This window comes from Actinophytocola sp. (assembly GCF_035942955.1).
Lineage (GTDB): Bacteria > Actinomycetota > Actinomycetes > Mycobacteriales > Pseudonocardiaceae > DASYTH01.
The window spans coordinates 1-21,913 of record NZ_DASZCQ010000189.1 but is presented as its reverse complement, the minus strand read 5'-3'; the positions used below and the strand labels follow the sequence as shown (position 1 = coordinate 21,913).

General features: G+C 69.1%; 22 protein-coding genes and 1 tRNA gene. 13 read left to right on the top strand and 10 right to left on the bottom strand.

Annotated elements, in window-relative coordinates:
* Window positions 1–192: 192 nt before the first annotated feature.
* Window positions 193–1,011 carry an SDR family oxidoreductase gene (locus VGX25_RS18630; RefSeq protein ID WP_326919090.1) on the top strand — a complete coding sequence of 273 codons (819 nt, stop codon included), beginning with the start codon at window positions 193–195 and terminating at the stop codon, window positions 1,009–1,011.
* 744 nt (window positions 1,012–1,755) lie between these two features.
* Here the strand turns inward: VGX25_RS18630 and VGX25_RS18625 are convergent.
* On the bottom strand, window positions 1,756–2,172 hold the full coding sequence (locus VGX25_RS18625; protein WP_414635868.1) for a DUF6319 family protein: 417 nt from the start codon (window positions 2,170–2,172) through the stop codon (window positions 1,756–1,758).
* A 121-nt stretch (window positions 2,173–2,293) separates the two neighbouring features.
* Between VGX25_RS18625 and VGX25_RS18620 the strand changes: the two genes are divergently transcribed.
* From VGX25_RS18620 to VGX25_RS18610, 3 genes are all read left to right on the top strand, one after another.
* Complete coding sequence (locus tag VGX25_RS18620) at window positions 2,294–3,337, top strand: XRE family transcriptional regulator (protein WP_326919089.1); 1,044 nt, start codon at window positions 2,294–2,296, stop codon at window positions 3,335–3,337.
* A gap of 143 nt (window positions 3,338–3,480) precedes the next feature.
* A complete protein-coding gene (locus VGX25_RS18615; RefSeq protein ID WP_326919088.1) occupies window positions 3,481–4,434 on the top strand; it encodes a threonine ammonia-lyase in 954 nt (317 codons plus the stop codon).
* A 198-nt stretch (window positions 4,435–4,632) separates the two neighbouring features.
* Window positions 4,633–5,100: a hypothetical protein gene (locus tag VGX25_RS18610; protein WP_326919087.1), complete on the top strand. Its 468-nt coding sequence runs from the start codon at window positions 4,633–4,635 to the stop codon at window positions 5,098–5,100.
* 574 nt (window positions 5,101–5,674) lie between these two features.
* Here the strand turns inward: VGX25_RS18610 and VGX25_RS18605 are convergent.
* Complete coding sequence (locus tag VGX25_RS18605) at window positions 5,675–6,493, bottom strand: hypothetical protein (RefSeq protein WP_326919086.1); 819 nt, start codon at window positions 6,491–6,493, stop codon at window positions 5,675–5,677.
* A 417-nt stretch (window positions 6,494–6,910) separates the two neighbouring features.
* Window positions 6,911–7,198 carry a hypothetical protein gene (locus VGX25_RS18600; RefSeq protein WP_326919085.1) on the bottom strand — a complete coding sequence of 96 codons (288 nt, stop codon included), beginning with the start codon at window positions 7,196–7,198 and terminating at the stop codon, window positions 6,911–6,913.
* A gap of 391 nt (window positions 7,199–7,589) precedes the next feature.
* On the opposite strand from VGX25_RS18600, the gene VGX25_RS18595 reads away from it, so the two are divergent.
* From VGX25_RS18595 to VGX25_RS18585, 3 genes are all read left to right on the top strand, one after another.
* Window positions 7,590–7,790, top strand: coding sequence for a hypothetical protein (locus VGX25_RS18595; protein ID WP_326919084.1), 201 nt, complete (start codon window positions 7,590–7,592; stop codon window positions 7,788–7,790).
* A gap of 2 nt (window positions 7,791–7,792) precedes the next feature.
* Window positions 7,793–8,194 (top strand): type II toxin-antitoxin system VapC family toxin, encoded by a 402-nt coding sequence (locus tag VGX25_RS18590; RefSeq protein WP_326919083.1) that lies wholly within the window; start codon window positions 7,793–7,795, stop codon window positions 8,192–8,194.
* Window positions 8,195–8,583: 389 nt separating this feature from the next.
* Window positions 8,584–8,862: a transposase domain-containing protein gene (locus VGX25_RS18585; RefSeq protein ID WP_326919082.1), complete on the top strand. Its 279-nt coding sequence runs from the start codon at window positions 8,584–8,586 to the stop codon at window positions 8,860–8,862.
* A gap of 129 nt (window positions 8,863–8,991) precedes the next feature.
* On the opposite strand, the gene VGX25_RS18580 is transcribed toward VGX25_RS18585, so the two are convergent.
* Both VGX25_RS18580 and VGX25_RS18575 read right to left on the bottom strand, forming a co-directional pair.
* Window positions 8,992–9,068 (bottom strand) — tRNA-Met (locus VGX25_RS18580).
* Window positions 9,069–9,138: 70 nt separating this feature from the next.
* Complete coding sequence (locus tag VGX25_RS18575) at window positions 9,139–12,120, bottom strand: UPF0182 family protein (RefSeq protein WP_326919081.1); 2,982 nt, start codon at window positions 12,118–12,120, stop codon at window positions 9,139–9,141.
* A gap of 123 nt (window positions 12,121–12,243) precedes the next feature.
* Here VGX25_RS18575 and VGX25_RS18570 point away from each other — a divergent pair, with 123 nt between their 5' ends.
* Window positions 12,244–12,762 (top strand): PPA1309 family protein, encoded by a 519-nt coding sequence (locus VGX25_RS18570; protein WP_326919080.1) that lies wholly within the window; start codon window positions 12,244–12,246, stop codon window positions 12,760–12,762.
* Here VGX25_RS18570 and VGX25_RS18565 read toward each other — a convergent pair.
* Window positions 12,759–13,868, bottom strand: a complete 1,110-nt coding sequence (locus tag VGX25_RS18565) for a PDZ domain-containing protein (RefSeq protein WP_326919079.1) — start codon at window positions 13,866–13,868, stop codon at window positions 12,759–12,761. The two genes, VGX25_RS18570 and VGX25_RS18565, sit on opposite strands and share 4 nt — an antisense overlap.
* Before the next feature lie 83 nt (window positions 13,869–13,951).
* On the opposite strand from VGX25_RS18565, the gene VGX25_RS18560 reads away from it, so the two are divergent.
* Entirely contained in the window at window positions 13,952–15,286 is a 1,335-nt protein-coding gene (locus tag VGX25_RS18560; protein WP_326919078.1) for a zinc-dependent metalloprotease, read from the top strand.
* A gap of 175 nt (window positions 15,287–15,461) precedes the next feature.
* On the opposite strand, the gene VGX25_RS18555 is transcribed toward VGX25_RS18560, so the two are convergent.
* Window positions 15,462–15,989: a M48 family metallopeptidase gene (locus VGX25_RS18555; protein WP_326919077.1), complete on the bottom strand. Its 528-nt coding sequence runs from the start codon at window positions 15,987–15,989 to the stop codon at window positions 15,462–15,464.
* A gap of 123 nt (window positions 15,990–16,112) precedes the next feature.
* Between VGX25_RS18555 and VGX25_RS18550 the strand changes: the two genes are divergently transcribed.
* The 3 genes from VGX25_RS18550 to VGX25_RS18540 all read left to right on the top strand — a co-directional run bounded on the left by VGX25_RS18550 (window position 16,113) and on the right by VGX25_RS18540 (window position 19,250).
* The gene (locus VGX25_RS18550) at window positions 16,113–17,153 is read left to right on the top strand and encodes a ThiF family adenylyltransferase (RefSeq protein ID WP_326919076.1); all 1,041 of its coding nucleotides are present in this window, start codon (window positions 16,113–16,115) and stop codon (window positions 17,151–17,153) included.
* Window positions 17,154–17,212: 59 nt separating this feature from the next.
* Window positions 17,213–18,523, top strand: a complete 1,311-nt coding sequence (locus VGX25_RS18545; protein WP_326919075.1) for an AarF/ABC1/UbiB kinase family protein — start codon at window positions 17,213–17,215, stop codon at window positions 18,521–18,523.
* Between the two features lie 115 nt (window positions 18,524–18,638).
* On the top strand, window positions 18,639–19,250 hold the full coding sequence (locus VGX25_RS18540; RefSeq protein ID WP_326919074.1) for a hypothetical protein: 612 nt from the start codon (window positions 18,639–18,641) through the stop codon (window positions 19,248–19,250).
* On the opposite strand, the gene VGX25_RS18535 is transcribed toward VGX25_RS18540, so the two are convergent.
* The 3 genes from VGX25_RS18535 to VGX25_RS18525 are packed head-to-tail and all read right to left on the bottom strand — an operon-like array spanning window position 19,205 to window position 20,951.
* Entirely contained in the window at window positions 19,205–19,387 is a 183-nt protein-coding gene (locus VGX25_RS18535; RefSeq protein ID WP_326919073.1) for a hypothetical protein, read from the bottom strand. The genes VGX25_RS18540 and VGX25_RS18535 overlap by 46 nt on opposite strands.
* Before the next feature lie 52 nt (window positions 19,388–19,439).
* Window positions 19,440–20,324, bottom strand: a complete 885-nt coding sequence (locus VGX25_RS18530) for a class I SAM-dependent methyltransferase (protein ID WP_326919072.1) — start codon at window positions 20,322–20,324, stop codon at window positions 19,440–19,442.
* Between the two features lie 39 nt (window positions 20,325–20,363).
* The gene (locus tag VGX25_RS18525) at window positions 20,364–20,951 is read right to left on the bottom strand and encodes a DUF742 domain-containing protein (RefSeq protein WP_326919071.1); all 588 of its coding nucleotides are present in this window, start codon (window positions 20,949–20,951) and stop codon (window positions 20,364–20,366) included.
* 121 nt (window positions 20,952–21,072) lie between these two features.
* Here VGX25_RS18525 and VGX25_RS18520 point away from each other — a divergent pair, with 121 nt between their 5' ends.
* Window positions 21,073–21,897 (top strand): hypothetical protein, encoded by an 825-nt coding sequence (locus VGX25_RS18520; protein ID WP_326919070.1) that lies wholly within the window; start codon window positions 21,073–21,075, stop codon window positions 21,895–21,897.
* Window positions 21,898–21,913: the final 16 nt, after the last annotated feature.

Here is a 21,913-nt window from a genome sequence, read left to right as displayed (position 1 = left end):
ACGGACCGGAAAGTAAGTCGGGCACTTACGTTGCACTCAGTCGGCCCCCGTCAGGTATTTCTTGTACTGCCAGGCCCGCTGATCGCCTGGCGACGCAGTGGCCGGTCGGCCTGTCTGTCGGTGGGGCGGCGACCGGATGAGCCACGGATGTGCTGACCGGTCACTGCGGCCTCTTCTGTCAGGCTGGTGACCGTGACCCCAGCCGATCTCCGTCGGGATCCCCTACCGTTGCGCGGCCGGGTGGCCGCCGTCACCGGCGTCAGCCGGCGCGCCGGAATCGGCTACGCCACCGCCCGGCGCCTCGCCGCCCTCGGCGCCAGCCTGTTCGTCCACCACTACACACCGCACGACCGCGACCAACCCTGGGGAGCCGACCCCGACGGCATGCCCGCCGTGCTGTCCGGCATCGGCGAGGCCTTGATCGCCGACGCCACCCTCCACCACACCGAGCTCGACCTCGCCGCCCCCGACGCCCCCACCCGGCTGGTCACCGCCGCCGGGGCCGCCCTCGGCCACCTCGACATCCTCGTCTGCAACCACGCCCGCAGCGGCGGCGACGGCCCGCTCGGCACCCTGGACGCCGCCATGCTCGACGCCCACTGGATCGTCAACACCCGCGCCACCATCCTGCTCGCCCAGGCCTTCGCCGCCCAACACGACGGCCGCCCCGGCGGCCGCATCATCTTCCTGACCTCCGGCCAAGACCTCGGCCCCATGCGCGACGAAGTCGCCTACGCCGCAAGCAAAGGCGCGCTATCCTCCATCACCCGCACCCTGGCCGACCACCTCGCCGACCAGACCATCACCCTCAACACGATCAACCCCGGCCCCGTCGACACCGGCTACGCCACCCCCGCCATCCACGAGGCCGTCCGCCACCGCTTCCCCACCCACCGCTGGGGCACCCCCGACGACCCCGCCCGCCTCATCTCCTGGCTCTGCACCGACGAAGCCACCTGGATCACCGGCCAAACCATCAACACCGAAGGCGCCTTCCGCCGCTGGAACTAACCCCGCCCCACCCGAAACGCCACCTTCATCCCCCACCACAAAGGTCACCTTCCCCTCACCCACCGCCCCCAGACCGACCTCCCCACCACCACAAAGGCCACCCTCATCCTCCGCCACCGAAGGCCACCTTCATCCCAACCACACCCAGCCACCCAAAAAGCCCGACCTCACAGCCCCTGTCACACGAAGGTCCCTTTCCCATCACTGCACACCGGCCACCTTCCCTCCCCGCCGTGTCAACGGACAGGATCTTCTCCCCACCGCGCAAGAGCCACCTCCGCTCCCCACCCGTCACAAGGCCACCTTCATCCGCCCGCCGGCGAAGGCCACCCTCACCCCAACCGCACCCAGCCACCCGAAGGCCACCTCCACTCCGACCCGCCAGACAAAGGCCACCTTCATCCCCCCGCACAAGGGACCCCTTCGTTCCCCACCCGCGCAAGGCCACCTTCATCCCCACCGCACGACGGCCCCCTTCACTCCCACTCGCCACAAGAGCCACCTTCATCCCCAACGAAGCCCACCTTCACCCACGACACCCAGCCCGTGCGAAGGCCACCTTCGACCTGGCCCCAGGGCCAAGGCCACCCTCATCCGTCCGACAGTGGATGTCCCCTTCGCCCCTCCCCGCCACGCGAAGGTGACCTTCGGGCCAGCCGCCACCCCTCCGCCGGGCCAAACGACGCGAAGGGCGCCTTCAGGTCACGAGGAAACTGAAGGCGCCCTTCGGAGTGTGGTACCGGCTCAGCCCTCCTGGAGCTCGGCAAGCGCCTGGCGCACCTTGGCCAGCTCGGCCTCCAACTGCTCCATGCGCTCGCGGTGCTGTTGGCGCGCCTGATCGAGCACGGTGTCGATCGCCTTGGCGATGTCGGCGTGCAGCTCGACCGCGGCCCGTGACACCGCGGCGGCGGGGATCACCAGGCCCTGCACGACCCGCTTGCCGGATTGGGTCAGGTCGGCCTGCCACTCCCCCTCGGCGGTGCCGGTGACCGTGAGCGTCAGCTCGATGGTGCGGGTCTTGCGCGCGGCGCTCGGCTGGCGTCCGCGCCTCTTGCGCGGCTGCTCCTGCTCGGCCGGCTCGGTTTCCGACGCGCCCTGCCCAACCGGCTCGCTACTCACCGACTCGGTCTGCTCCGGCTCGGCCTGGGTGGTGGGTGACACGATGTCGATCTCCTTCTCGTAGCGGGAAAACCCCGCAGCATTAGAACATATATTCGGCTACGTCGAGCGCACGACACGGCTACCGTGACACCGTCAATGCCGAGCCGGAGGCCACATGCCCGTGAGTCGACGTCAGTGGCTGCACGTCCGCCGCCATCTCATCGAGCACCGCCACCGGCTGGCCGTGTCGGCCGCCGACGCCTACCCCACCACACCCAAGATCAACGGCCTGCTCACCGCCCCCGGCTGGCTCCCCGCAGCCCCCGTCCGCCTCGACGCGATCGCCATCGAGCTCACCCCGGACACCCCGTTCCACGGCACGACCGGCACCGAGTCGGCCCTCCCGGTCGGGGCCGATGGAACCCGCTACCCCAGCTACGCCGCCGCGATGGCCGACCTCGCCGCCCCCGCCGTCTTCGAGGACCGCCCCACCTACCGCCTCCTCGCCGCATCCCCCGGCCGGCTCACCTTCGGTCGAGGCACCTACTTCGACAGCATCAACACCGGCGAAGCCGCCGCTCACGAATACGCCGCCGCCGACCTCGACCCCAACACCCGATCCCCGCTCCGCGACGCCATCGGCGACCCCTGCGACCTCCGCCGTCGCCCCACCAACGTCGCGATCAGCACCCTGACCCTCCGGCACGACCGCAGCACCGACCACGTGACGTTCTTCCTGCACTGGCGCGACCCCGCGAAGGTCGCCCACGCCGGCGGCCTCTACCAGGTGGTCCCCGTCGGCATCTTCCAACCCACGCGCGACGACAATTCCGACTTCAACCTCTGGCGCAGCATTCTCCGCGAACTCGCCGAGGAACTCCGCGGCGACCCCGAACACCCTCCCCTCGACTACACCGCCCCCTTCGCCACCACCCTCACGAACTCCCTCGGCTCCGACGTCCACGCCTTCTACCTCGGCCTCGGCGTCGACCCTCTCACCTTCGCCACCGACCTTCTCACCGCCGTCATCATCGACGCCCCGCTCTTCGACGCCTTGTTCGGCACCCCCACGACCAACACCGAAGGAACCATCCTCAAAGGACTCCCCTTCACCCACGAGACCATCACCCACTTCACCCACCACCAACCCCTCCAAGCCGCCGGCGCCGCCCTTCTCACCCTCGCGTTGACCCACCGCACCACCCTCATACCCCATCACCACTGATCGACCCCACAGTCGTCAAAGCGTGCCGTTGAGCGGAAGTCACCCGCCCACCGCCGAGCCGCCGCCGTCCAACCTCGGGGTCGGTCTTGTTGGGACGGTCACAAGGGGCAATCCGGAAGGCCGCGTGGCGTAGATTCTGCGTGGTGCGTCTTGATCTCGACCGGATCCGTGCTGCCGTGCACCGGATTGATCCGGCTTTTCTCCGGAGCCCGCAGTTCGAATCGTGGCCGCTCGATACCGCGCTCGGATGCTCGGTGACGTTGAAGGTGGAGACGCTCAACCCGGTGCGTAGCTTCAAGGGCCGCGGCACCGAGCTCGTCGTGTCGAAGCTGGCGTCCGAGCGCCGGTACCCATCGGTCGTCTGCGCGAGCGCCGGCAATCTTGGCCAAGCGCTTGCCTACAGCGGCGCGCGGCGAGGCATGCCCGTTGCCGTCTTTGCCGCAGCATCCGCCAGCACGGTGAAGATCGAACGCATGCGCTCGCTGGGCGCTACGGTGCACCTCGACGGGGATGACATCGAACGGCCAAGAGCCCTCGCCCGCGAGTTCGCCCAAGCCGAGGGCGCCTTTCTGGTCGAAGACAGTCTCGACGTCGACACCTGCGAAGGTGCCGCAACGATCGGCTTGGAGCTCCTCGCCGGTGAAGCGCGCCCCGACGTGTTGATCGTCGCGCTCGGTGGCGGCGCCCTGGCCAGCGGTGTCGGCTATGTCACCAAGGAGTTGTCACCACGCACCAAGGTCATCGCCGTTCAGCCGACCGGTGCGCCCGCGATGGCGCTGTCGTGGTGGAAGCGAACCGTGGTCGATACCGACACGATTCACACGATCGCCGATGGTGTCGCCGGCCGACACCCAATTCCGGAGGTACTCGACGATCTTCTCCAAGTCGTCGATGATGTCGCTCTCGTCGACGACGATCTCATCAAACTCGGAATGCGGCTTCTGTTCGAGCGTGCCGGACTCGTCGTCGAACCTTCTGCCGCTCTCGGAGTGGCGGCCATTCTCGCGGACCGCGAAAGATTCGCCGGCCTCACCGCCGCCACCATCATATGCGGTAGCAACGTCGCACCCGCCGACTTCCACGCCTGGACGACGTAACCGGCCGCTTCATCAGGATTCTCACCATCGGCGAGGGTTCGGAGATCGCCAGTTCAGACGGTTCCCATGCATCGACGATGCATGCCGACCGGCCGCCGGGCGACCAAACATAAGTACTTCTTCAGATGCGGCCCATGCACGCAGGCGATGTCATATGGCTGACGCCCCTCCGGGATCCGCACTCACCAGGAGAACACGTTGAACAAATTGTCCCAGTTTGCAGCGAAACTCGCCGTCGGCGCCGCCATCCTGACCTTGCCGACGACACCGGCCACGGCCGACACCGTCCCCCAGATCTTCCCGCCACCCCCGCCTACCGTCTGCCATTTCATCATGACATCGCTGACCGCGGAGAACCTACAGAACGACGGCGGCACCGACAATGTGTTCCTCGGTGTCGGCGGCACCCGCTTTCCGACGACCGGCACCGTGGCCTATAGCGCGCCGGGCCAGACCCAGCCGGCCGCCGCGTTCGACAACCCCCAAGGCGCCTACGCCAGGCTCACATCCCTCAATGTGAGTCTTCGGTTGCTCGGTTCGAATGTGCCGATCGCGACGAAGTCGATTCCGTGCAGCACGGTGTCGGACGCGGTGCGAACCTTCAGCAACGGCGACGCCACCTACACCATGAGATACAACGTTTTCGTCGAGTCACTCGAACCGTAGTGCGATCGCTGATCGCCGTCGCCCCAAGACATCCACCGCGCCCAACGGATCACGGCCACGGGAGCCACGAGGCCGTGGACAACTCGCAGAGCCCTGCATGATTCGGCCGGGTTACTACACGAGCATGACAAACGGCCCTCCAGATCGGACTCTGGAGGGCCGTTTGCCCTGGTAGCGGGGACAGGATTCGAACCTGCGACCTCTGGGTTATGAGCAGTCGTTGAGCCGTCTCATCGGTCTCGTGGTGTCGCACCGATTATGGCGCCAACCAGCCAAGATAGGTCCATCCTTCGCACAGCGTCTCAGTTGTTCGCTCGCGATCCAACCCGTCTCGGTCCGACCACTACTACACATCTGACTACACGCTCGACCGTCGTCACGGTGCTGCGGTCAGCCATCTCACCTGCCATGGTCGGCGTGCTGCACGCCGGGTGGTACATCATCTGTTCGGCGCTCGCTAACACGATCAGGCCGGGAACTCGGGTCGACAACCTGGTCGCACTGGGCCCGACTGCGGGCCCACCCTGGTCGCCTCGTCCCGCCGCAACCCACCCGGCGGACACGTCCACCGTGGTTACTTGGGGCTAAGACCAGGCGTGCCGGTGGAATGGCGCCGGCGAACCAACGAGACGAAGAACCATGCTCCCGACCCGATCAAAGCCATCACGACAGTCCCGATGGGCGAGTCGAGGATGGTCTTCGACACGACGTTGGCCTGCGTGGCCACTTCGCCGCGGGTCGCTTCCGGTTCGGTCGCAGCAATACGTTGGGAAACATCCTGAAGCTCACCGCGCTCAGCCGTGACTCTGATCGTCGCCTCCTCAACTTGCGCCGCCAGCCGTCGTGCATCCGCATCCGCTCGATCGGCGTCCTCTCGGAGCCGCGCCGCGAACCTTTGCCTTTCGTAATACGCCACACTTGTCCCAGGAAGGCCGGTACCACACGTGCCGTCAAGCTCACACAGCGCGGTCCGCTCGGCTTCCAGATATTCATTTCGGGCAGCATCAGCTCTGTCGCGAGCGGACTTGCTCTCAATCTTCAACGATTCCAACTGCTCAACATGGCTCAGCAGTTCCGCCTGTCTTACACGCAATGAGCTGTATTCTGCTGATGCGACGTGAGCAGCCTCAATCCGCTCATTCAAGGCCGGCTCCGTGGCGCGTGCGAACCAGGCGAATGACGCGGCGATGACCATTCCCACGACGGCGAGGGCGGCAGCAACCGAAACCACCCCGGACAAATCCGGAGAATTCCCACTCATGCCCCGCCGGTATACGAACAACATTACCAGAAGAGTCGTGGCGGTCAGGGCGATGCACAGGGTGAGCGGCAGAATCAACGTATGCTGGACGACAACAAACAGGCCGAGCACAACCGCCCATCCTGCGGCCACAGCCAAGATCGTGCTACTCAGCCCGGTTGAGTTCGGGCGTATGGCCGCCGTCGCCTGTGGCCTCGCATGTCCGCTGTCATCTGTCGCGGTCCGCGCACGAACCGATCGCGTGTCTCGAACCTTCGTGAGACGGTACGCCAGCAACGAGGCACCAACTCCGACAATAGCGACAGCGACGCTGATCAGAGATGCGATCTCTTCCGTACTGCTAAGAGCTTGCACCGCGTCCGCCCTTTTCGGAAAGGTACACACCAATGCCGCTCAGCGCGACCGAAACCGCCAACACATACAGCGAGAACTTGGCTCGCTGCCCACTTCTTTCATCTGACGTGGCCACGGCAACGGTCTGCACAGTCGGTGCCGCGCGCGGAGCTTCCGCCACTTTGGCGGAGCCGTATGCCACCGCTATGGGTAACGTCAGAAGAAGGCAAAACCTAGTACAACACCGTGATACAGTCGTCCTCCCCCGCGAAGGAGGCGGTCGAACACAAGATCGGCGGAAGCTGCGACAAGCAGTCCGATACTTACCACGAATAGCTCGCCACGACCAAATAGTTGGCCCATGGAGACGGGCTCCTGGCTGACGGCCGAAGCGAAGATGTCCGCGACGATGGTCGCCAGAACCAACCCTGCGGTGAACATGGCCCATTTGGTCAGCTTCGACTTGACCGGGTGACCGTCGCGTGGACTCGTTGGATCGGTCATGTTCCCTCGGACCCCGATTCGGTTGCCGTCCGCAGGGGATCGCCGGCAGCCGAGGTCGCGTTACTTTACTGTCAGCAACACATCGGTGTCGAAGCAGGCATGTGTCTGGTGTCAGTGCGCGGCACGCTGGCCGAGTGGTACCGGATCGCGATCGAGGGCTTTGATGGCGACACGGCGTGAGCTGACATGGCGATGCGGCTGACCGACGGAACAGGTTCAGGACCCGGCCTGGTTACACTCCCAACGGGCTGGTCGCCACCCACGACGAGGGGCCGTACGCCCCACTGTCCCCGGTGTCCTCACGGTGACGCTGGGGACAGCGGGGACAGCCGCAGGGCCGCCTACCAGGCGAATCTGTGGGACACTGGACTCTGCAGACGAGGAGGTGACGATGACCGCGAACAACGCCGACGACTTCGGCCACCTCGAGCACCGCGGGCCGCTCTCGGTTGAGGAGCTAGCCCGGCGGCAGGGCGTGTCCACGGTCACCACCGTGGAAGACCTCGCCTCCGACGAGATCTTCGAGACCGACGAGGAGCTGACCGAGTTCCTGACGTTCGTGAGGGAACAGCGCAACGCTAGCCTCGCCTAGCGATGAGCTACATCGTCCTCGACACCGACGTCACGTCGCTGAGCTTCAAGCAACTGCTACCCGCTGCGCTGTTCGCGCGGCTGGTAGGCCGACCGACATGCATCACGTTCGTCACCTTCGGCGAGCTGACCCAATGGGGCGTCATGGGACGCTGGGGCTCACGCCGCCGCGCCGCCTTGGCGCAACAGCTCGCGCACCTGCCCATCCTCCCCGGTGATCGGGAGGTCGCCGAGACCTGGGGCCGGATGTCCGCTGCCGCCAAGATGCGCGGACGCCCCCGCCCGCAGAACGACACCTGGATCGCCGCGTGCTGCCTGGCCTACGGCCTGCCGCTCGCCACGCGGAACGTCAAGGACTTCGAGGACTTCGCCAAGCACGAGGGTCTGATCATTATCTCTGCATGATGCGAAGATGTCAGGAGACTTGGCGCAGTGGCGGGTCCTACCCATCTGCGCGGGCAGCCCGGCGCCGTTCCCACCTGGGCAGGTATTCGTCCACCGGTTCGCCGCGGTGCCTTTGGGCGATGCGGCGGCACAGGTAGGCCATCTCCTCCGCCCACCCCCTCATTCGGCTCCAGGTGCGGGGGCAACGCCTCGAATTCCGCGGCGAACGCCACGTGGGCTCGGGCCTTCTGCTCGGCGGTTAGCCCCAATGCCGGGAAGTTAAGCGTGGGACTTGTCTGTCAAGGTGGTTGAGACGGGCAACGGAGTTCCTGCTAGAACAGCGTCGACCAAGATCACTGTCGGCAGGAACTCCATTGGAAGCCAAGTCTGTCATCAGTCGGGTAGTCGCCGTGGCTGAGGGGCCGTTCGCGCCGGGTCATCTGGGCGAGTTGACCCAGATCGTGCCGTTCGAGATGGTCGATGCGGTGCTGGCCGTCGCGGGGGCGGTGCAGGCTCGGGTTCGGGATCTGCCGTCGCGCGTGGTGATGTATCTGCTGTTGGCTGCGGGGCTGTTCGCCGGGATTGGCTATCGGCAGGTGTGGGCTCGGTTGATCGCCGGGCTGGACGGATTGTCAGCAGCGTGCCGGCCAGCAAGCGATGTGCGGGTTAACTCGCCCATCGACTCTTAGCTCAAGTCGTCCCTGTCGCGGTGGCCGTTTCTCACTGCGATGCACTTGGTTACCGCCACTATGGTTACAATTCGGGTTACCAAGTGCACGAAACGGCCCTCCAGGTGATCTCTGGAGGGCCGTTTCGCCTGGTAGCGGGGACAGGATTCGAACCTGCGACCTCTGGGTTATGAGCCCAGCGAGCTACCGAGCTGCTCCACCCCGCGTTGGTAACTTCAACTATACGCGGCGGCCACCGCGGGGTTCAAACCGGGGTGGCCGCCGGGTAAGAGGAGGTCACCCGCCGCCGTTGCCGGGGGTGGGGGTGGTGCTGGGCGAGGAGGGCGGGCTGGAGGTGGAGGTGCCGAGCTTGGCCTTGGCCGCGTCGTAACGCTTGGCCGCGGCGTCGAGCTCGGCGAGGGCCCGGCCCTGCTCCTCGAAGTTTCCGGACTGCTGGGCGGCCTTGAGCTTGGTGATGGCCGCCGTGATGGCCTGGACGGCCGCGTCGAGCTCGGCGTTCGTGCCGCCGCCGGATGCCGGCGGTGGCGTGGTGCTGCTCGGCGCCGGCGAGGTGGTGGGTTGGCCCCCCTGGCTGGGTGGCGTGGCCACCTCGCCGGTGCCCTTGCCGAACACCGCGTCGAGCGCGGCGTCGATGGTGGGCTCGAAGCCGACCCGGTCGCCGAACGCCACGAGCACGCGGGCCAGCTGCGGGAACGAGTTGGCGTCGTTGCGTTGGATGTACATCGGCTCGACGTACAGCAGACCACCGGCGATCGGCAGGGTGAGCAGGTTGCCGAACGTCACGGTGACGCTCGTATTTCGGAACAGCGTCTGCTGCTCGGTGACCTTCGGTGTGGTCTGGAATCTGTTCTGGACCTGCACCGGCCCTTCGGCCAGCTGATCGGTTGCCTGCTCGCTGCCGGTCGTCGGCAACTTGAGCACCCGGATCGTCCCGTAGTCCTGGGGATCGGAGGACACCGACACCCAGGCGGCCAGGAACTGCCGTTCCAGCAGCGTCATGGCGCTGGTGAGCTGGAAGGTCGGCCGGCTCTGACCAGGTGCCTGGGCGTACACGTAGTACGGCGGCAGCTTGCCGGCCGAGTTGCCGTCCTTGGTGGGGTCGGGCGGGGTGTCCCAGAAGGTCTGAGTGGAGAAGAACTCCTGCGGGCTGGACACGTGGTAGCGCTTGAGCAGCTCCCGTTGCACCTTGAACAGGTCCTCCGGGTAGCGGAAGTGCGCCCTGAGCTCGTCGGGCACCTCGTTGCCGGCCTTGACGGTGCCGGGGAAGACGCTCTGCCACGTCTTGAGCACCGGGTCCTTGTCGTCAATGGAATAGAGCGTCACGGTGCCGTCGTAAGCGTCCACCGTGGCCTTGACGGAGTTGCGGATGTAGCTGATCAGCCGGTTGTCCTGCCTGGCCACGCCGGACAGCGTGTCGGTGGTGGCCTCACCCAGCGCGGTGCGTTGCGCGTACGGGTAGTTCCCGAGCGTGGTGTAGCCGTCGACGATCCACTGGATCCGCCCGTTGATCACCGCCGGGTACGGGTCGCCGTCCACGGTCAGCCACGGCGCGGCCTTGATCACGCGCTCCCGGGGGTCCCGGTTGTACATGATCTTCGAGCCGTCCCCGATGGCGCTGGAGAACAGGATGTTCCGCTCGCCGTAGTGCGCGGCGAACACCAGCCGGTTGAGCCATCCGTTGACCGCCACGCCGCCCTTGCCGTCGTAGATGAAGCTGCGGTCGGTGGGGCTGTCGTACTCGCCGGGCGCCTCGCCGGACTGGCCGCCGACGATGGCGTAGTTCGTGGAGAGCTCCCCGTAGTAGACCCGCGGCTGGTCGACCCTGATCTTGCCGCGCTGGCTGATGTCGCTGACCGAGAAGACCGGGTAGCCACCCTGGCCGCTCTGCTCCTGCAGCGCGGCGTTGACCGTGTTGGCGGGCGCGGCGACGAAGCCGTTGCCGTGTGTGAACACCAGGTGCTGGTTGATCCAGTTCCGCTGGTTCTCGGCCAGCCCCTCGGTCCGGATCTCCCTGGCCGCGACGATGTAGTCCTGGGTCTTGTTGTCGACGGTGTACCGGTCGATGTCGAGCTTCTCCGGGAAGCCGTAGAAGTTCTCCCGGCCCTCGCGCTGGGTGAAGGTGGGCGACAGGATGCTCGGGTCGAGCAACCGCAGGTTCGAGATCGTGGCGACGTTGCTGGGGTCGTTGCGGACCTCGCCCGGTGAGGCGTCGGACTTGCCGCTGTAGTCCTCCACCTTCACGTCGTTGAGCCCGAAGGCGTCTCGGGTGGCCTTGATGGCGCGCTCGATGGACTTGGCTTCCTTCTGGTTGGCGTTCGGCCGCACCGAGAACTGCTCGAGCACCGCCGGCCAGGCGGCCCCGATGAGGATGCTGGTCAGCACCAGCAGCGCGGTGGCGATGGCCGGCAGCTGCAGGTTGCGCAGGAACGCGCCGACGAAGAACGCCACGGCGCAGAACCCGGCGATGAACATCAGGATGAGCTTGGCCGGCAGCACCGCGTTCAGGTCGGTGTAGGTGGCGCCGTTGAACAGGTCGTTGCGGTCGGAGAACAGCAGCTCGTAACGCTCGAAGAAGTAGTCGACGGCGTACACCACGACGAACGTGCCCGCGGTGATCGACAACTGCATCCTTGCCGGCACCGAGAACTGGCCGCCGCGGCCGACCAGACGGACCCCGCCGAACAGGTAGTGCGTGATCAGCGCCCCGAAGAAGGCGATCGCGATGGCGACGAACAGCCAGGAGATCAGCCAGGTGATGAACGGCAGCGTGAACGCGTAGAAACCGATGTCCTTGCCGAACTCCGGATCGGTGATGCCGAACGGGGTGCCGTTGACCAGCAGCTGGAACACCTGCCAGTCGCCCTGCGCGGTCGACCCGGCGATCAGCCCGACGATCAGCGGGATGCCGATGCCGAACAGCCGCACCCGCTGCATCACCGCCGAGCGGTACTTGGCGAGCGGGTCGTCGGCGCCGGACACCGGGACGAACACCGGTCGGGTCCGGTAGGCGATGATCAGGCTCAGCGCGAGCAGGCCGCCGACCAGGATGCCGACGGCGAAGAACAGCCCGATCCGGGTGAGCAGCACGGTGCTGAACACCGACCGGTAGCCGACCTCGCCGAACCACAGCCAGTCGACGTAGGTGTCGAGCAGGCGGGCGCCGACGAGCAACAACAGGATCACTGTCGCCGCGATGATCAGCAGGATGCGGCTGCGTCGGGAGAGCTTTGGCAGGCCGATCGGGGGCCGAGTGGCCACGGGGCACGCTCCTGAGTCGCTTCGTCGAGTCGTCGAGAGCAGCCGGCGCACGGCTGTCCTAGATGTCCAACTTTATTCCGGGGGGTTCTGGTTCCCGTGTGGGGTGGTGCGACGATGAGAACCATGCCAACGCCGCCAGCGCCCGCCGACCTGCTCACCGTGACCCGAGAGGTCGAGGACTTCGTCTCGACCGCAGGGTGGGACCAGGCGCCCCAGCTGTTTGCCCTGGTCCCGACGGCCGATCTGCTCGAGCGGCAACCCGAGCTGGCCGACCAGGTGGACCAGACCGCGCCGCTCACCCCGGTCGCGCAGGAAGCCCTGCCGGACGCCGACCTCGCCGAGTCGCTTGCCGCGATCATGTGGCCGGAGGTCGTCCGCGGGTGCGCCCTGGCCCAGGAGATCGTGGTGCTGCCGCCGGAGGCCGAGGCGGCGCTGCCGACCGACACGGAGACGCTGCGGCGCGCGGCGGCCGAGCATCCCCAGCGCCGGGAGGCCCGGCTGGTCGCTGCGGTGCTGCGGGACGGGTCGGCGGCGTGCGTGCTCCGCCTGCGCGGCGGTGGCACGGACGAGGACGAGCTGCTGGAGAGCCCCGACCTCGCGCCCAACCTCACCCAGGCCCTGCTGGCGACCCTGAGGCCCTAGCAGCTCGGCACGGCCCGTCCGGCGTGCAGATCCTCCAGCGCCTTCACGGCCGTGGTCAGCGTGTCCACCTTGATCAACCGCAGCCCGTCCGGCGCCTGGGATTTGGCCTCGATGCAGTTGTCGGCGGGCACCAGGAACGCGCTCGCGCCGGCGTCCCGCGCGGCCACCATCTTGAACGGGATGCCGCCGATGCTGCCCACGTTGCCCCTGCCGTCGATCGTGCCCGTGCCCGCCACCTGCTGACCGGCCTCCAGCTCGCCGGGGGTCAGCCGGTCGACGATGGCCAGCGCGAAGATCAGGCCGGCCGACGGGCCCCCCACGTCCTGCAGGTGGATGGTGGTCTTGAAGCGGACGTCGGCCCGCTCGGCGGCGACCAGACCCAGCAGCCCCTCCGATCGGTTGTCGTCGGGGTTGAAGTCGGAGGCCTTGGCCAGCGTGACGGACGCGGTCTGCTCCGGCCCGTCGCCGCGCTTGAAGGTGATCGTGATCGGCGTGCCCGGGGTGGTGCCCTGCAGCGACGCCCGCACGTCCTCGGGGGCCGTGATCTTCTTGCCGTTGACCACAAGAAGCCGGTCGCCGGGCTCGAGCACCTGGTCGGCCGGCGAGTTCGTGGTGATCTCGCCGGCGATCACCACGAGCGGAAAGCCGAGGTAGCGCAGCGCGGCGACCTCGGCGTTGCTCTGCGACTCGGTGAACATCTTCTGGTTCTCGGCCTCGACGTCCTGCTCGGTCTTGCCGGGCGGGATGAACTCCTCGCGCGGCGCCAGCGCGTGCCGGCTGGACAGCCACAGCCCGAGCGCGCTGAACAGCGTCACGTCCTGGTTGACCGAGACGGTCGTCATCCGCAGCTGGCCGCTGGTCGGGTAGGTCTCGTGCCCGTCGACCTCGACCACCAGCTTGCCGTCGACCTGGCCGAGCGTGTCGTAGGTGGGTCCGGGACTCACCGCGACGTACGGCACCCGCACGAACCCGCCGACCACGGCGAGGGCGATGACGATGACGAAGCTGAGCAGCACCGTCCACCCGCGCCGGCTGAGGTGCCAGCCGCCGGAAGTGTCCGTGGCGGCCGCGGGGAACATGGGGTCGGGGTGGGGGGACTCACTCACGGAGTAACAGCGTACGGGCCGTTCTCCGTCGGCAGATCACGGTGTGTACCCGGCGTGGCGCGGCCCCGCGTACGGTGGGACACATGAGCGAGTTTCCGTTCGGCTTCGGCCCTCCGGACGACGACAAGGGCAAGAAGGAGCCGGCCGAGCGCGACGCGGGCGGGGCCGCTGCCGGTGGCGGTCAGGAGAACCCCTACGAGGCGTTCAATCAGCTCGGTCAGATGCTGAGCCAGCTCGGTCAGATGCTCAGCCAGGCGGGCAGCTCCAGCGGCCCGGTCAACTACGACGTGGCCAAGCAGATCGCGATCCAACGCCTGACCAGCGGACAGGCCGGGTTCACGCCGGGCGCGGACTCCGCCGGCGCCGTCACCGACGCGCTGCACCTGGCCGAGATGTGGCTCGACCCGGTCACGATCCTGCCGACGGGCGCCACGACCGCCCGCGCCTGGACCGCCCGCGACTGGGTGGAGCACACCCTGCCCACCTGGCAGCGGCTGTGCGACCCGGTCGCCCGCCGCGTGTCCGGCGCATGGGTCGACGCGCTCCCCGCCGAGGCCAAGCAGGCGGCGGGCCCCCTGCTGTCGATGGTCGGCCAGATGGGCGGCATGGCGTTCGGCACCCAGCTCGGCAACGCCCTCGCCCAACTCGCCTCCGAGGTCCTCACCTCGTCCGACATCGGCCTACCGCTCGGGCCGGCCAACACCGCCGCCCTGCTCCCGGCCAACATCGAGACCTTCACCGCGGGCCTCGAACGCCCCGCCAGCGAGGTCATGGTCTTCCTTGCCGTCCGCGAAGCCGCGCACCAGCGCCTCTTCGCGCACGTCCCGTGGCTCCGCCAGCGCCTGCTGGCCACCGTCGAGGAGTTCGCCAGCGGCATCACGGTCGACACGTCCGCCCTCGAGGAGCTGGCCAACCAGTTCGACCCGGCCAACCCCGAGTCCATCGAGCAGGTCATGAAGTCCGGCATGCTCGAACCCCAGACCACCCCCGCGCAGCAGGCCGCCCTCACCCGCCTGGAAACCCTGCTCGCCCTGGTCGAAGGCTGGGTCGACGTCGTGGTCGGCGACGCCGTAGCCGACCGCCTTCCCGGCGCCGACGCCCTCCGCGAAACCCTCCGCCGCCGCCGCGCCAGCGGTGGCCCCGCCGAGCACACCTTCGCCACCCTGGTCGGCCTCGAGCTGCGCCCCCGCCGCCTGCGCGCCGCCGCCGCACTCTGGCGCCTCGTCGGCGACCGCCACGGCCTCGACACCCGCGACGGCGTCTGGGCCCACCCCGACCTCGTCCCCACCGCCGCCGACCTCGACGACCCCCTCGACTTCGCCGAACGTCTCGGCCAACCCTCACCCGTCGACGACGACCCCATCGCCCAACTCGAGCGCACCAAGGACGACGCCCCCAAGCCCGACGACCCGAAGTAACTCCGGGCCGCCGGTCGAGGGAAGCAACGCCACGTTGCTTCCCAACCCGCCCTGCCACCGCCACCCGCGAACGCCACTGCGCCACGCGGCCAACGGCGGCGCCCACCCCACGAACCGGCGCCCGCAAACACCACTCAGCCACCCCGCCACACCTCCCCCGGCCCCCGGACAACCCTCAGTCCTCCGTGATCCCCCACCCCGCCGCCGCCGACAACCCCTCCAGATACCCGATCGCCCGATCCGTGCGCGGGTAATCCCGGACCAGCGCCCAGAACTTGGCGTTGTGCGACGACTCCAGCAGGTGCGCCAGCTCGTGCACCAGCACGTAGTCCAGCACCCACCCGGGGACCTCGCGCAGCCGCTCGCTGACCCGGATCGTGCCGTCGGCCGGGGTGCAGGACGCCCAGCGCGTGCGCATGGGCGGTACCCAGCGCACGCTCGACGGCACCGCGCGGCCGTTGAGGTGGCGCATGGACAGTTGCTCGCAGCGGGCCAGCAGCGCGGCGTCGGACGCCTTGGAGGGGGCGCGGCGCTTGGTCTCGCCGCGGAGCAGACGGCGTTGCATCTCGGTGACCCAGTGGGCTTCCTCGGCTTTGGACAGCCGCGCGGGGATCAACACGACGAGCTTGTCGCCGTCGCGATACGCAGTGACGGTACGGGTTCGGCGCTTGCTTCTGCGCACCTCGACAAGCGGTTCGGCCACGATCACACCGTACGACCAACGACCGACATCGCGGGAGCCGCAAACCGGTGTGATGTGGAGGACTGCCGAGGCCTGTGGATAACAATTTCGACAGCCGGCCATGGTGTGGGTGACTCTGGTCGCATGCATGGGAACCTTCCGCAACGGCCCCGGGTGGTCCCGGGCCTGGCGGTGCTGCGCCGCCGGCCCGGCGAGATCCAGGTCGGCCTCGATCCGCGCCACGCCACGGTGGTCAGCGGCCTGCCGGAGCCGGTGATCGCCGCGGCCGGCCGGCTCACCGGTCACCGGACCGCGGCGGATCTGCTCGCCGAGGTGGGCACCGATCCGGCCGGTCCACCGGCCCTGCGCGACCTGCTGTCCGGGCTGGCCGCCAAGGGCCTGGTGCACGACGCGCCCGACGCCGCGGTGCCGGGCCGGCTGCTCGGCGAGGAGACCGTCAGCGCCGGACGGCCGGACCGGACGGCCTGGCCGCCCACCGCGCGCGGTGAGGCCGCCGTCGCGGTGCACGGCGACGGGCGGCTCGCGGTGGCGCTGGCCTGCCTGCTCGCCGCGGCCGGAGTCGGCAGGGTGCACGTCGCGGCCGGCGGGACGGTGCGACCGGAGGACGTCGGGACCGGTTACCTCGCCGGCGACGTCGGCCGGCCCCGCGGGGAGGCGGCGCGGGACGCGGTCCGGCGGGTCGACGCCTCGGTCCGCACCTGCGGCCTGGATGCCCGGCGGCGGCCGGATCTCGTGGTGCTGACCGACGCCGTCGTCCCGGATCCGGACCTGGTCGGCGTGCTCATCGCCGACGCCGTGCCGCACCTGGCCGTGCACGTCCGCGACGGCGTCGGGGTGGTCGGCCCGCTGGTCGTCCCCGGCCTGACCAGCTGCCTGCGCTGCGCCGACCTGTGCCGCTCCCAGGTCGACCAGTGCTGGCCGCGGATCGCCGCGCAGCTGGCCGGCCGGCCCCAGCTGGCCGATCTGGCGTGCACGCAGACCACGGCCGGGTTCGCCGCCGCCCAGGTCCTGGAGATCCTGCACTGGTCACGCTCCGCGCAGGGCCGGCCGGCCACCTGGAACGCCAGCGTCGAGATCGACCCCCGCTCGGCCCGGATCCAGTACCGCCGCTGGCGGTCGCACGCTGCGTGCCCGTGCCGTGGCCGTGGGCAAGAGCGCAGGTAGGGCCGTTCGGCTGCCCCGAAGTTGCTGCGGCCTCAACCGCGCTCGGGGACAATTGGCCGGTGACAGAGCTGCCGCGGAAGACGGCCGCGCGCACGGCCCGGCTGGCCAGCATCCCGCTCGGGGTTGCCGGCCGGGCGGTGGGTGGCTGGGGGAAACGCCTGGTCGGGCACAGTGCCGAGCAGGTGAGCGCCGAGCTGTCGGCGAGAACGGCCGAGCAGCTGTTCGCGGTGCTCGGCCAGCTCAAGGGCGGGGCCATGAAGTTCGGCCAGGCGCTGTCGGTGTTCGAGGCCGCGGTTCCCGACGAGCTGGCCGCGCCGTACCGGGAGGCGCTGACCAAGCTGCAGGCCGCCGCGCCGCCGATGAGCCGGCACGCCACCCACCGGATGCTCACCGAGCAGCTGGGCAGCGCCTGGCGGCGGCGTTTCGCGCAGTTCGAGGACACGCCCGCCGCGGCGGCCAGCATCGGGCAGGTGCACCACGCGATCTGGCACGACGGGCGCGAGGTCGCCGTCAAGGTGCAGTACCCGGGCGCGGATGAGGCGCTGCGGTCGGATCTGCGGCAGCTGACCCGGTTCTCCCGCCTGTTCCAGGCCCTGGTGCCGGGCGCCGAGGTCAAGCCGCTGCTGCAGGAGTTGACCGACCGGATGACCGAGGAGCTGGACTACCGCACCGAGGCCGACCACCAGCGGGCGTTCGCGCGGGCGTTCGACGGCGACGAGCACGTCCTGGTGCCGAAGGTGGTGGCCAGCTCCCCCAAGGTGATCGTTACGGAGTGGGCGACGGGCATTCCGCTGGCATCGATCATCCGCGACGGCGACCGGGACACCCGGAACAGGGTGGGGTTCCTGCTCGCCGAGTTCCACTACTCCTCACCGGGCCGGTGCGGCCTGCTGCATTCCGACCCGCATCCCGGCAACTTCATGCTGACCGCCGACGGCCGGCTGTGCGTCATCGATTTCGGTGCGGCCGCGAAATTGCCGAACGGTCTGCCGCCGATTCACGGTCGAATGATGCGGCTGGCGCTCGACGGAAAATCGGACGAGCTGCTCGAGCTGCTCCGCGAGGAGCATTTCGTCCGACCCGGAACCGATATTCACGCCTCCCACGTGTATGACTATCTCGCGCCGTTCGTGGAACCGTTGCGGCACGACACGTTCCATTTCACCCGGCGCTGGATGCAGCGCCAGGCCTGGCGGTTGAGCGACGTGCGCGGGCAGGACTTCCGCACCGGCCGGTCGCTGAACCTTCCGCCGCAGTACCTCATGCTGCACCGCGTGCTCGGCGGGTCGACGGGCATCCTGTGCCAGCTCGACGCCGAGCTTCCGGTGCGCGACATCATCACCCGCTGGCAACCCGGATTCGCCGACTAGCGCGGTTCGGGTCGTGTGTCAAACGGCTGTCCACAGCCGAACCGTCCTCTCCCGACTTGTCCACAGCTCGCCGGCAACGGCTTTCGCACCGCCCCGAACACCGCATCATCGACGCATGAGCCAATCCCATTCCACCGCCCCCGACGGGATCATCCGTTCCGCCGAGCTGCGCGCGGCCGGCATGTCCGGCTACGCCGTGTCCGCGCGCTGCCGCCCGTCCGGACCGTGGCGACGGGTGCTGCCCGGCGTGGTGCTGATGGGCACCGGCCCGCCCACCCGCCGGCAATGGCTGCGCGCCGCGATCGCCTACGCCGGCCCCGGCGCGGTGCTCACCGGCGCCGACGCGCTGTGCCTGCAGGGCATCGAGGTTCCCCGCCCGGCCGACGTGCTGGTGCTGATGCCGGCAGCGCGGCGGGCCGCCGGCCGCCCCCGCCTGATCGTGGAGCGGACCACCCGGCCGCCCGAACCCGTGTGGCGGGAGGGCTTACCGCTGGCACCGGTCGTGCGGGCGACCGCGGACGCCGCCCGGCGCGAGCATGATCATGATCGGTTACGGGCGCTGCTGCTCGCTCCCGTCCTTGCCGGCGCCTGCACGATTCCCGAACTGCTGGCCGAGCTAACGGCCGGGAGCCAGCGGGGCACCGCCGCGGCCCGCGGTCTCCTCCTCGACCGGTCGACGGGTCACCAGTACTCGTCGGGCAGCTTGCCCTCGATGTCGCGCACATGAATCCGGGCGCAGTCCGGGCACAACCAGATCCGGCCACGCTCGGCGTTCTCGACGACCCAGGCGAGCGCCCGGAAGGGCGGATCGTCGGCACGCGATCGACCACACCGGGAACATCGAACGTGGGGCTCGTCGGCCACGGGCTCTGACGCTACGCCGTACTTACGGGTAGATATAGCGCGAAACCCTCGCTCAGCCGGAAATCTTGCGGCCCAAGTGGATGGTCGACGCAGTCAGGATGAACACGTCGTCCCGGGCGCCGACGAATGCGGGATCGTCCGGATCGAGCAGTCGCACTAGGGCGGCCTGATCCGCCTCGCCGAGCCGCTCCGCTGCCACCCCGGCGACCCACGAGAGCCAGTCCACGACCGACTGCCGCACCCGTTCCGACGGCGGAGCGGGGAGATCGATCAGGTAGCTGAACGACGAGACGCCGACAAGGCCCGCGTCGGCCAGCGCCTGCGTCCAGCCCACCGGGAGCCGGACGGAGCCCGGCATGCCGGACCGCATGTCGGCGAACCATGCGGCGCCCGCCGCCTCCAACCGGTCCCCCAGCCCGGGCTCCCCTACACCGAGATCCCATGGCAGGCACCGGGTTCCGAGCCCGCCCTCGGAGATCGCCAACCAGCCACCCGGGGCGAGCAGCCGGGTCAGCCGGTTGATGCCGTCCTGTTGATCAGGGAGGTGATGCACGACCCGCGACGCCCACACCAGATCCACATCCGACAGCAGGCTCGTCAGCTCGTCGCTGGCCGCGTCCACCCGGATCGCGCGCACGTCGACCTGCTCGGGAAGGGAGGTCACCGCCCGGCGTACCTGCTCGGCCGACGCCGACAGCAGCTCGGGCACCGCGTCGACGAGCACGACAGTGCCGCCGCCCCGCTTGCCCATGGCCATGGCGAGGGCGGTGCTCATGCCGCCGGCGCCCGGCCCGATGTCGGCCACCGTTGCCCGCGCCGGGGTCAGCTCGATCAGGCGCTCGGCCACCGTGCGCATGACCGGTTCCTGCAACTCGTCGATGCGCCGGAATGCCGCCAACCGGGAAGGCCAGTCGATGCCGTCGTGCGTGTGGGTCATACCGGCGACGATAGCCCGAGCGGGCCGGCCGCACGGCGGTCAGAGGCGGCGCAACCCGGCGAGCACCCGGCCCATCAGGACCAGGTCCGGGGGCCGGTGACCGCTGCCGCCGTGCACGACGACGGTGCCGGCCGCCGCCATGTCCACGAGTAGGATCCGAGCCACGCCAAGGGGAATCGACAACATGGCCGCCACCTCGGCGACCGAGCGGGGCCGCAGGCAGAGGTCGGCGATCAGCCGGTGCTCCCAGGACGGGTACCGCCCGGAGCCCGCCGCGCCCGGGTTGGTGGAGATCAGCGACTCGAGGGCGAGATCCTGGGCGGGCTTCGTCCGACCGCCGGTCCGCGCGTAGGGCCGGATCAGGACGTTGGACTCCAGCGGCAACCGCTCATCCCGGGGCGGCCGCTCGACCGTGACCGGCACGACCTCGGCCGGCATCTCGAAGAAGTCGTCGGGCTCATCCCGCCTGCGCCGGCGTTGCGAGTACGGCCCGAAGCGCGCACCGGTCGGCCCCGATCGATCCTCGGTCTGCTCCGGCTCACCCTCGTCCCGCTTACCCGCGGCGGAACGCTTGGCACCTACCGACCCGAACCGGGCGCCCGTCCGCCCTACCTCGGTGGTCCCCATATCTCGGCCACGCTACTCCCGGCCTTCTTACCAAAGGTGACCGCCGTGTTACCAGACGATGCCGCTCGCATGACACAGATCCCGGCACTCCGGAGCCCCGACTGGCGGTAAAGTCCGCTCTGTGCGCGGTCGACCGGCCGAAGGTAATCGAAACGGCTACTGGTTTCCGTTGGCGCTGCTGGGGTTTCTGCTGCTCGGCGGGCTCGGCCTTGACAGTGTCCGGACCGCGCGGGACTTCGGGTGGTTCGCCTATCGCCCGTCCGGCACGTACCTGATCTCCGCCGAGCAGTACGGCGCCGGGGTCGACAGCCTGTCCGTGCGGTACTTCGACTACCCCGCGATGGCGTTCGACCTGTGGCAGTACCCGTCGCGCGACTGGCCGTGGCAGGTGATCGTGATCGCGACCTTCGTCGTGACGGTGGCCTGGTACGGCTGGCGGGCGCGCCGGACCGGCGGCGCCTCGGCGCGTCCGTTCGTCGCGCTCGCCGCGGGCGGCGGCGTCGCCATCGCGGCCGCCTATGTGATCGCCGCGTGGGCCGCCGCGGTGCCGAAACCGTCGGAGCTGGTGACGTCGGTCGCGTTGCCGCTCGCGCTGCTCGGCGGAGTCGCCGGGGCCTGGGCGTACTTCCGGCTCGGGCCGGGCCGGCGCGCGGCGGCGGTGATCAGCGTGGTCTGCCTGCTCGTCGGGGCGGCCACCCTGCTGGGCTCGCAACTGCCGCCGCTGGTCGACCCCGTGATCATCACCGTCGGCCTGCTCGGCCTTGCCTGGTGGGAACGCAGCGTCCTGCTCGCCCTCGTCGCGGTCGCGGTGCTCGCGGCGATGGCGGCCTTCCCGGTCGGGACGTTGAGCGCGCTGGTGCCCGCGATGCTGCTCCTGGTGGGCGCGATCGCGGCCCTCGTCCTCCGGGGTAGGCCGGCCCCCGGTGAACGCGACCCGGCGGCATAGCGGCGGGGGGGGGGGG

Coding starts and splice junctions, on each gene's coding strand:
- VGX25_RS18600 (WP_326919085.1), bottom strand. CDS start 7,198: ATGACCGATCCAACGAGTCCACGCGACGGTCACCCGGTCAAGTCGAAG.
- VGX25_RS18595 (WP_326919084.1), top strand. CDS start 7,590: ATGACCGCGAACAACGCCGACGACTTCGGCCACCTCGAGCACCGCGGG.
- VGX25_RS18590 (WP_326919083.1), top strand. CDS start 7,793: ATGAGCTACATCGTCCTCGACACCGACGTCACGTCGCTGAGCTTCAAG.
- VGX25_RS18570 (WP_326919080.1), top strand. CDS start 12,244: ATGCCAACGCCGCCAGCGCCCGCCGACCTGCTCACCGTGACCCGAGAG.
- VGX25_RS18560 (WP_326919078.1), top strand. CDS start 13,952: ATGAGCGAGTTTCCGTTCGGCTTCGGCCCTCCGGACGACGACAAGGGC.
- VGX25_RS18550 (WP_326919076.1), top strand. CDS start 16,113: ATGCATGGGAACCTTCCGCAACGGCCCCGGGTGGTCCCGGGCCTGGCG.
- VGX25_RS18540 (WP_326919074.1), top strand. CDS start 18,639: ATGAGCCAATCCCATTCCACCGCCCCCGACGGGATCATCCGTTCCGCC.
- VGX25_RS18530 (WP_326919072.1), bottom strand. CDS start 20,324: ATGACCCACACGCACGACGGCATCGACTGGCCTTCCCGGTTGGCGGCA.
- VGX25_RS18525 (WP_326919071.1), bottom strand. CDS start 20,951: ATGGGGACCACCGAGGTAGGGCGGACGGGCGCCCGGTTCGGGTCGGTA.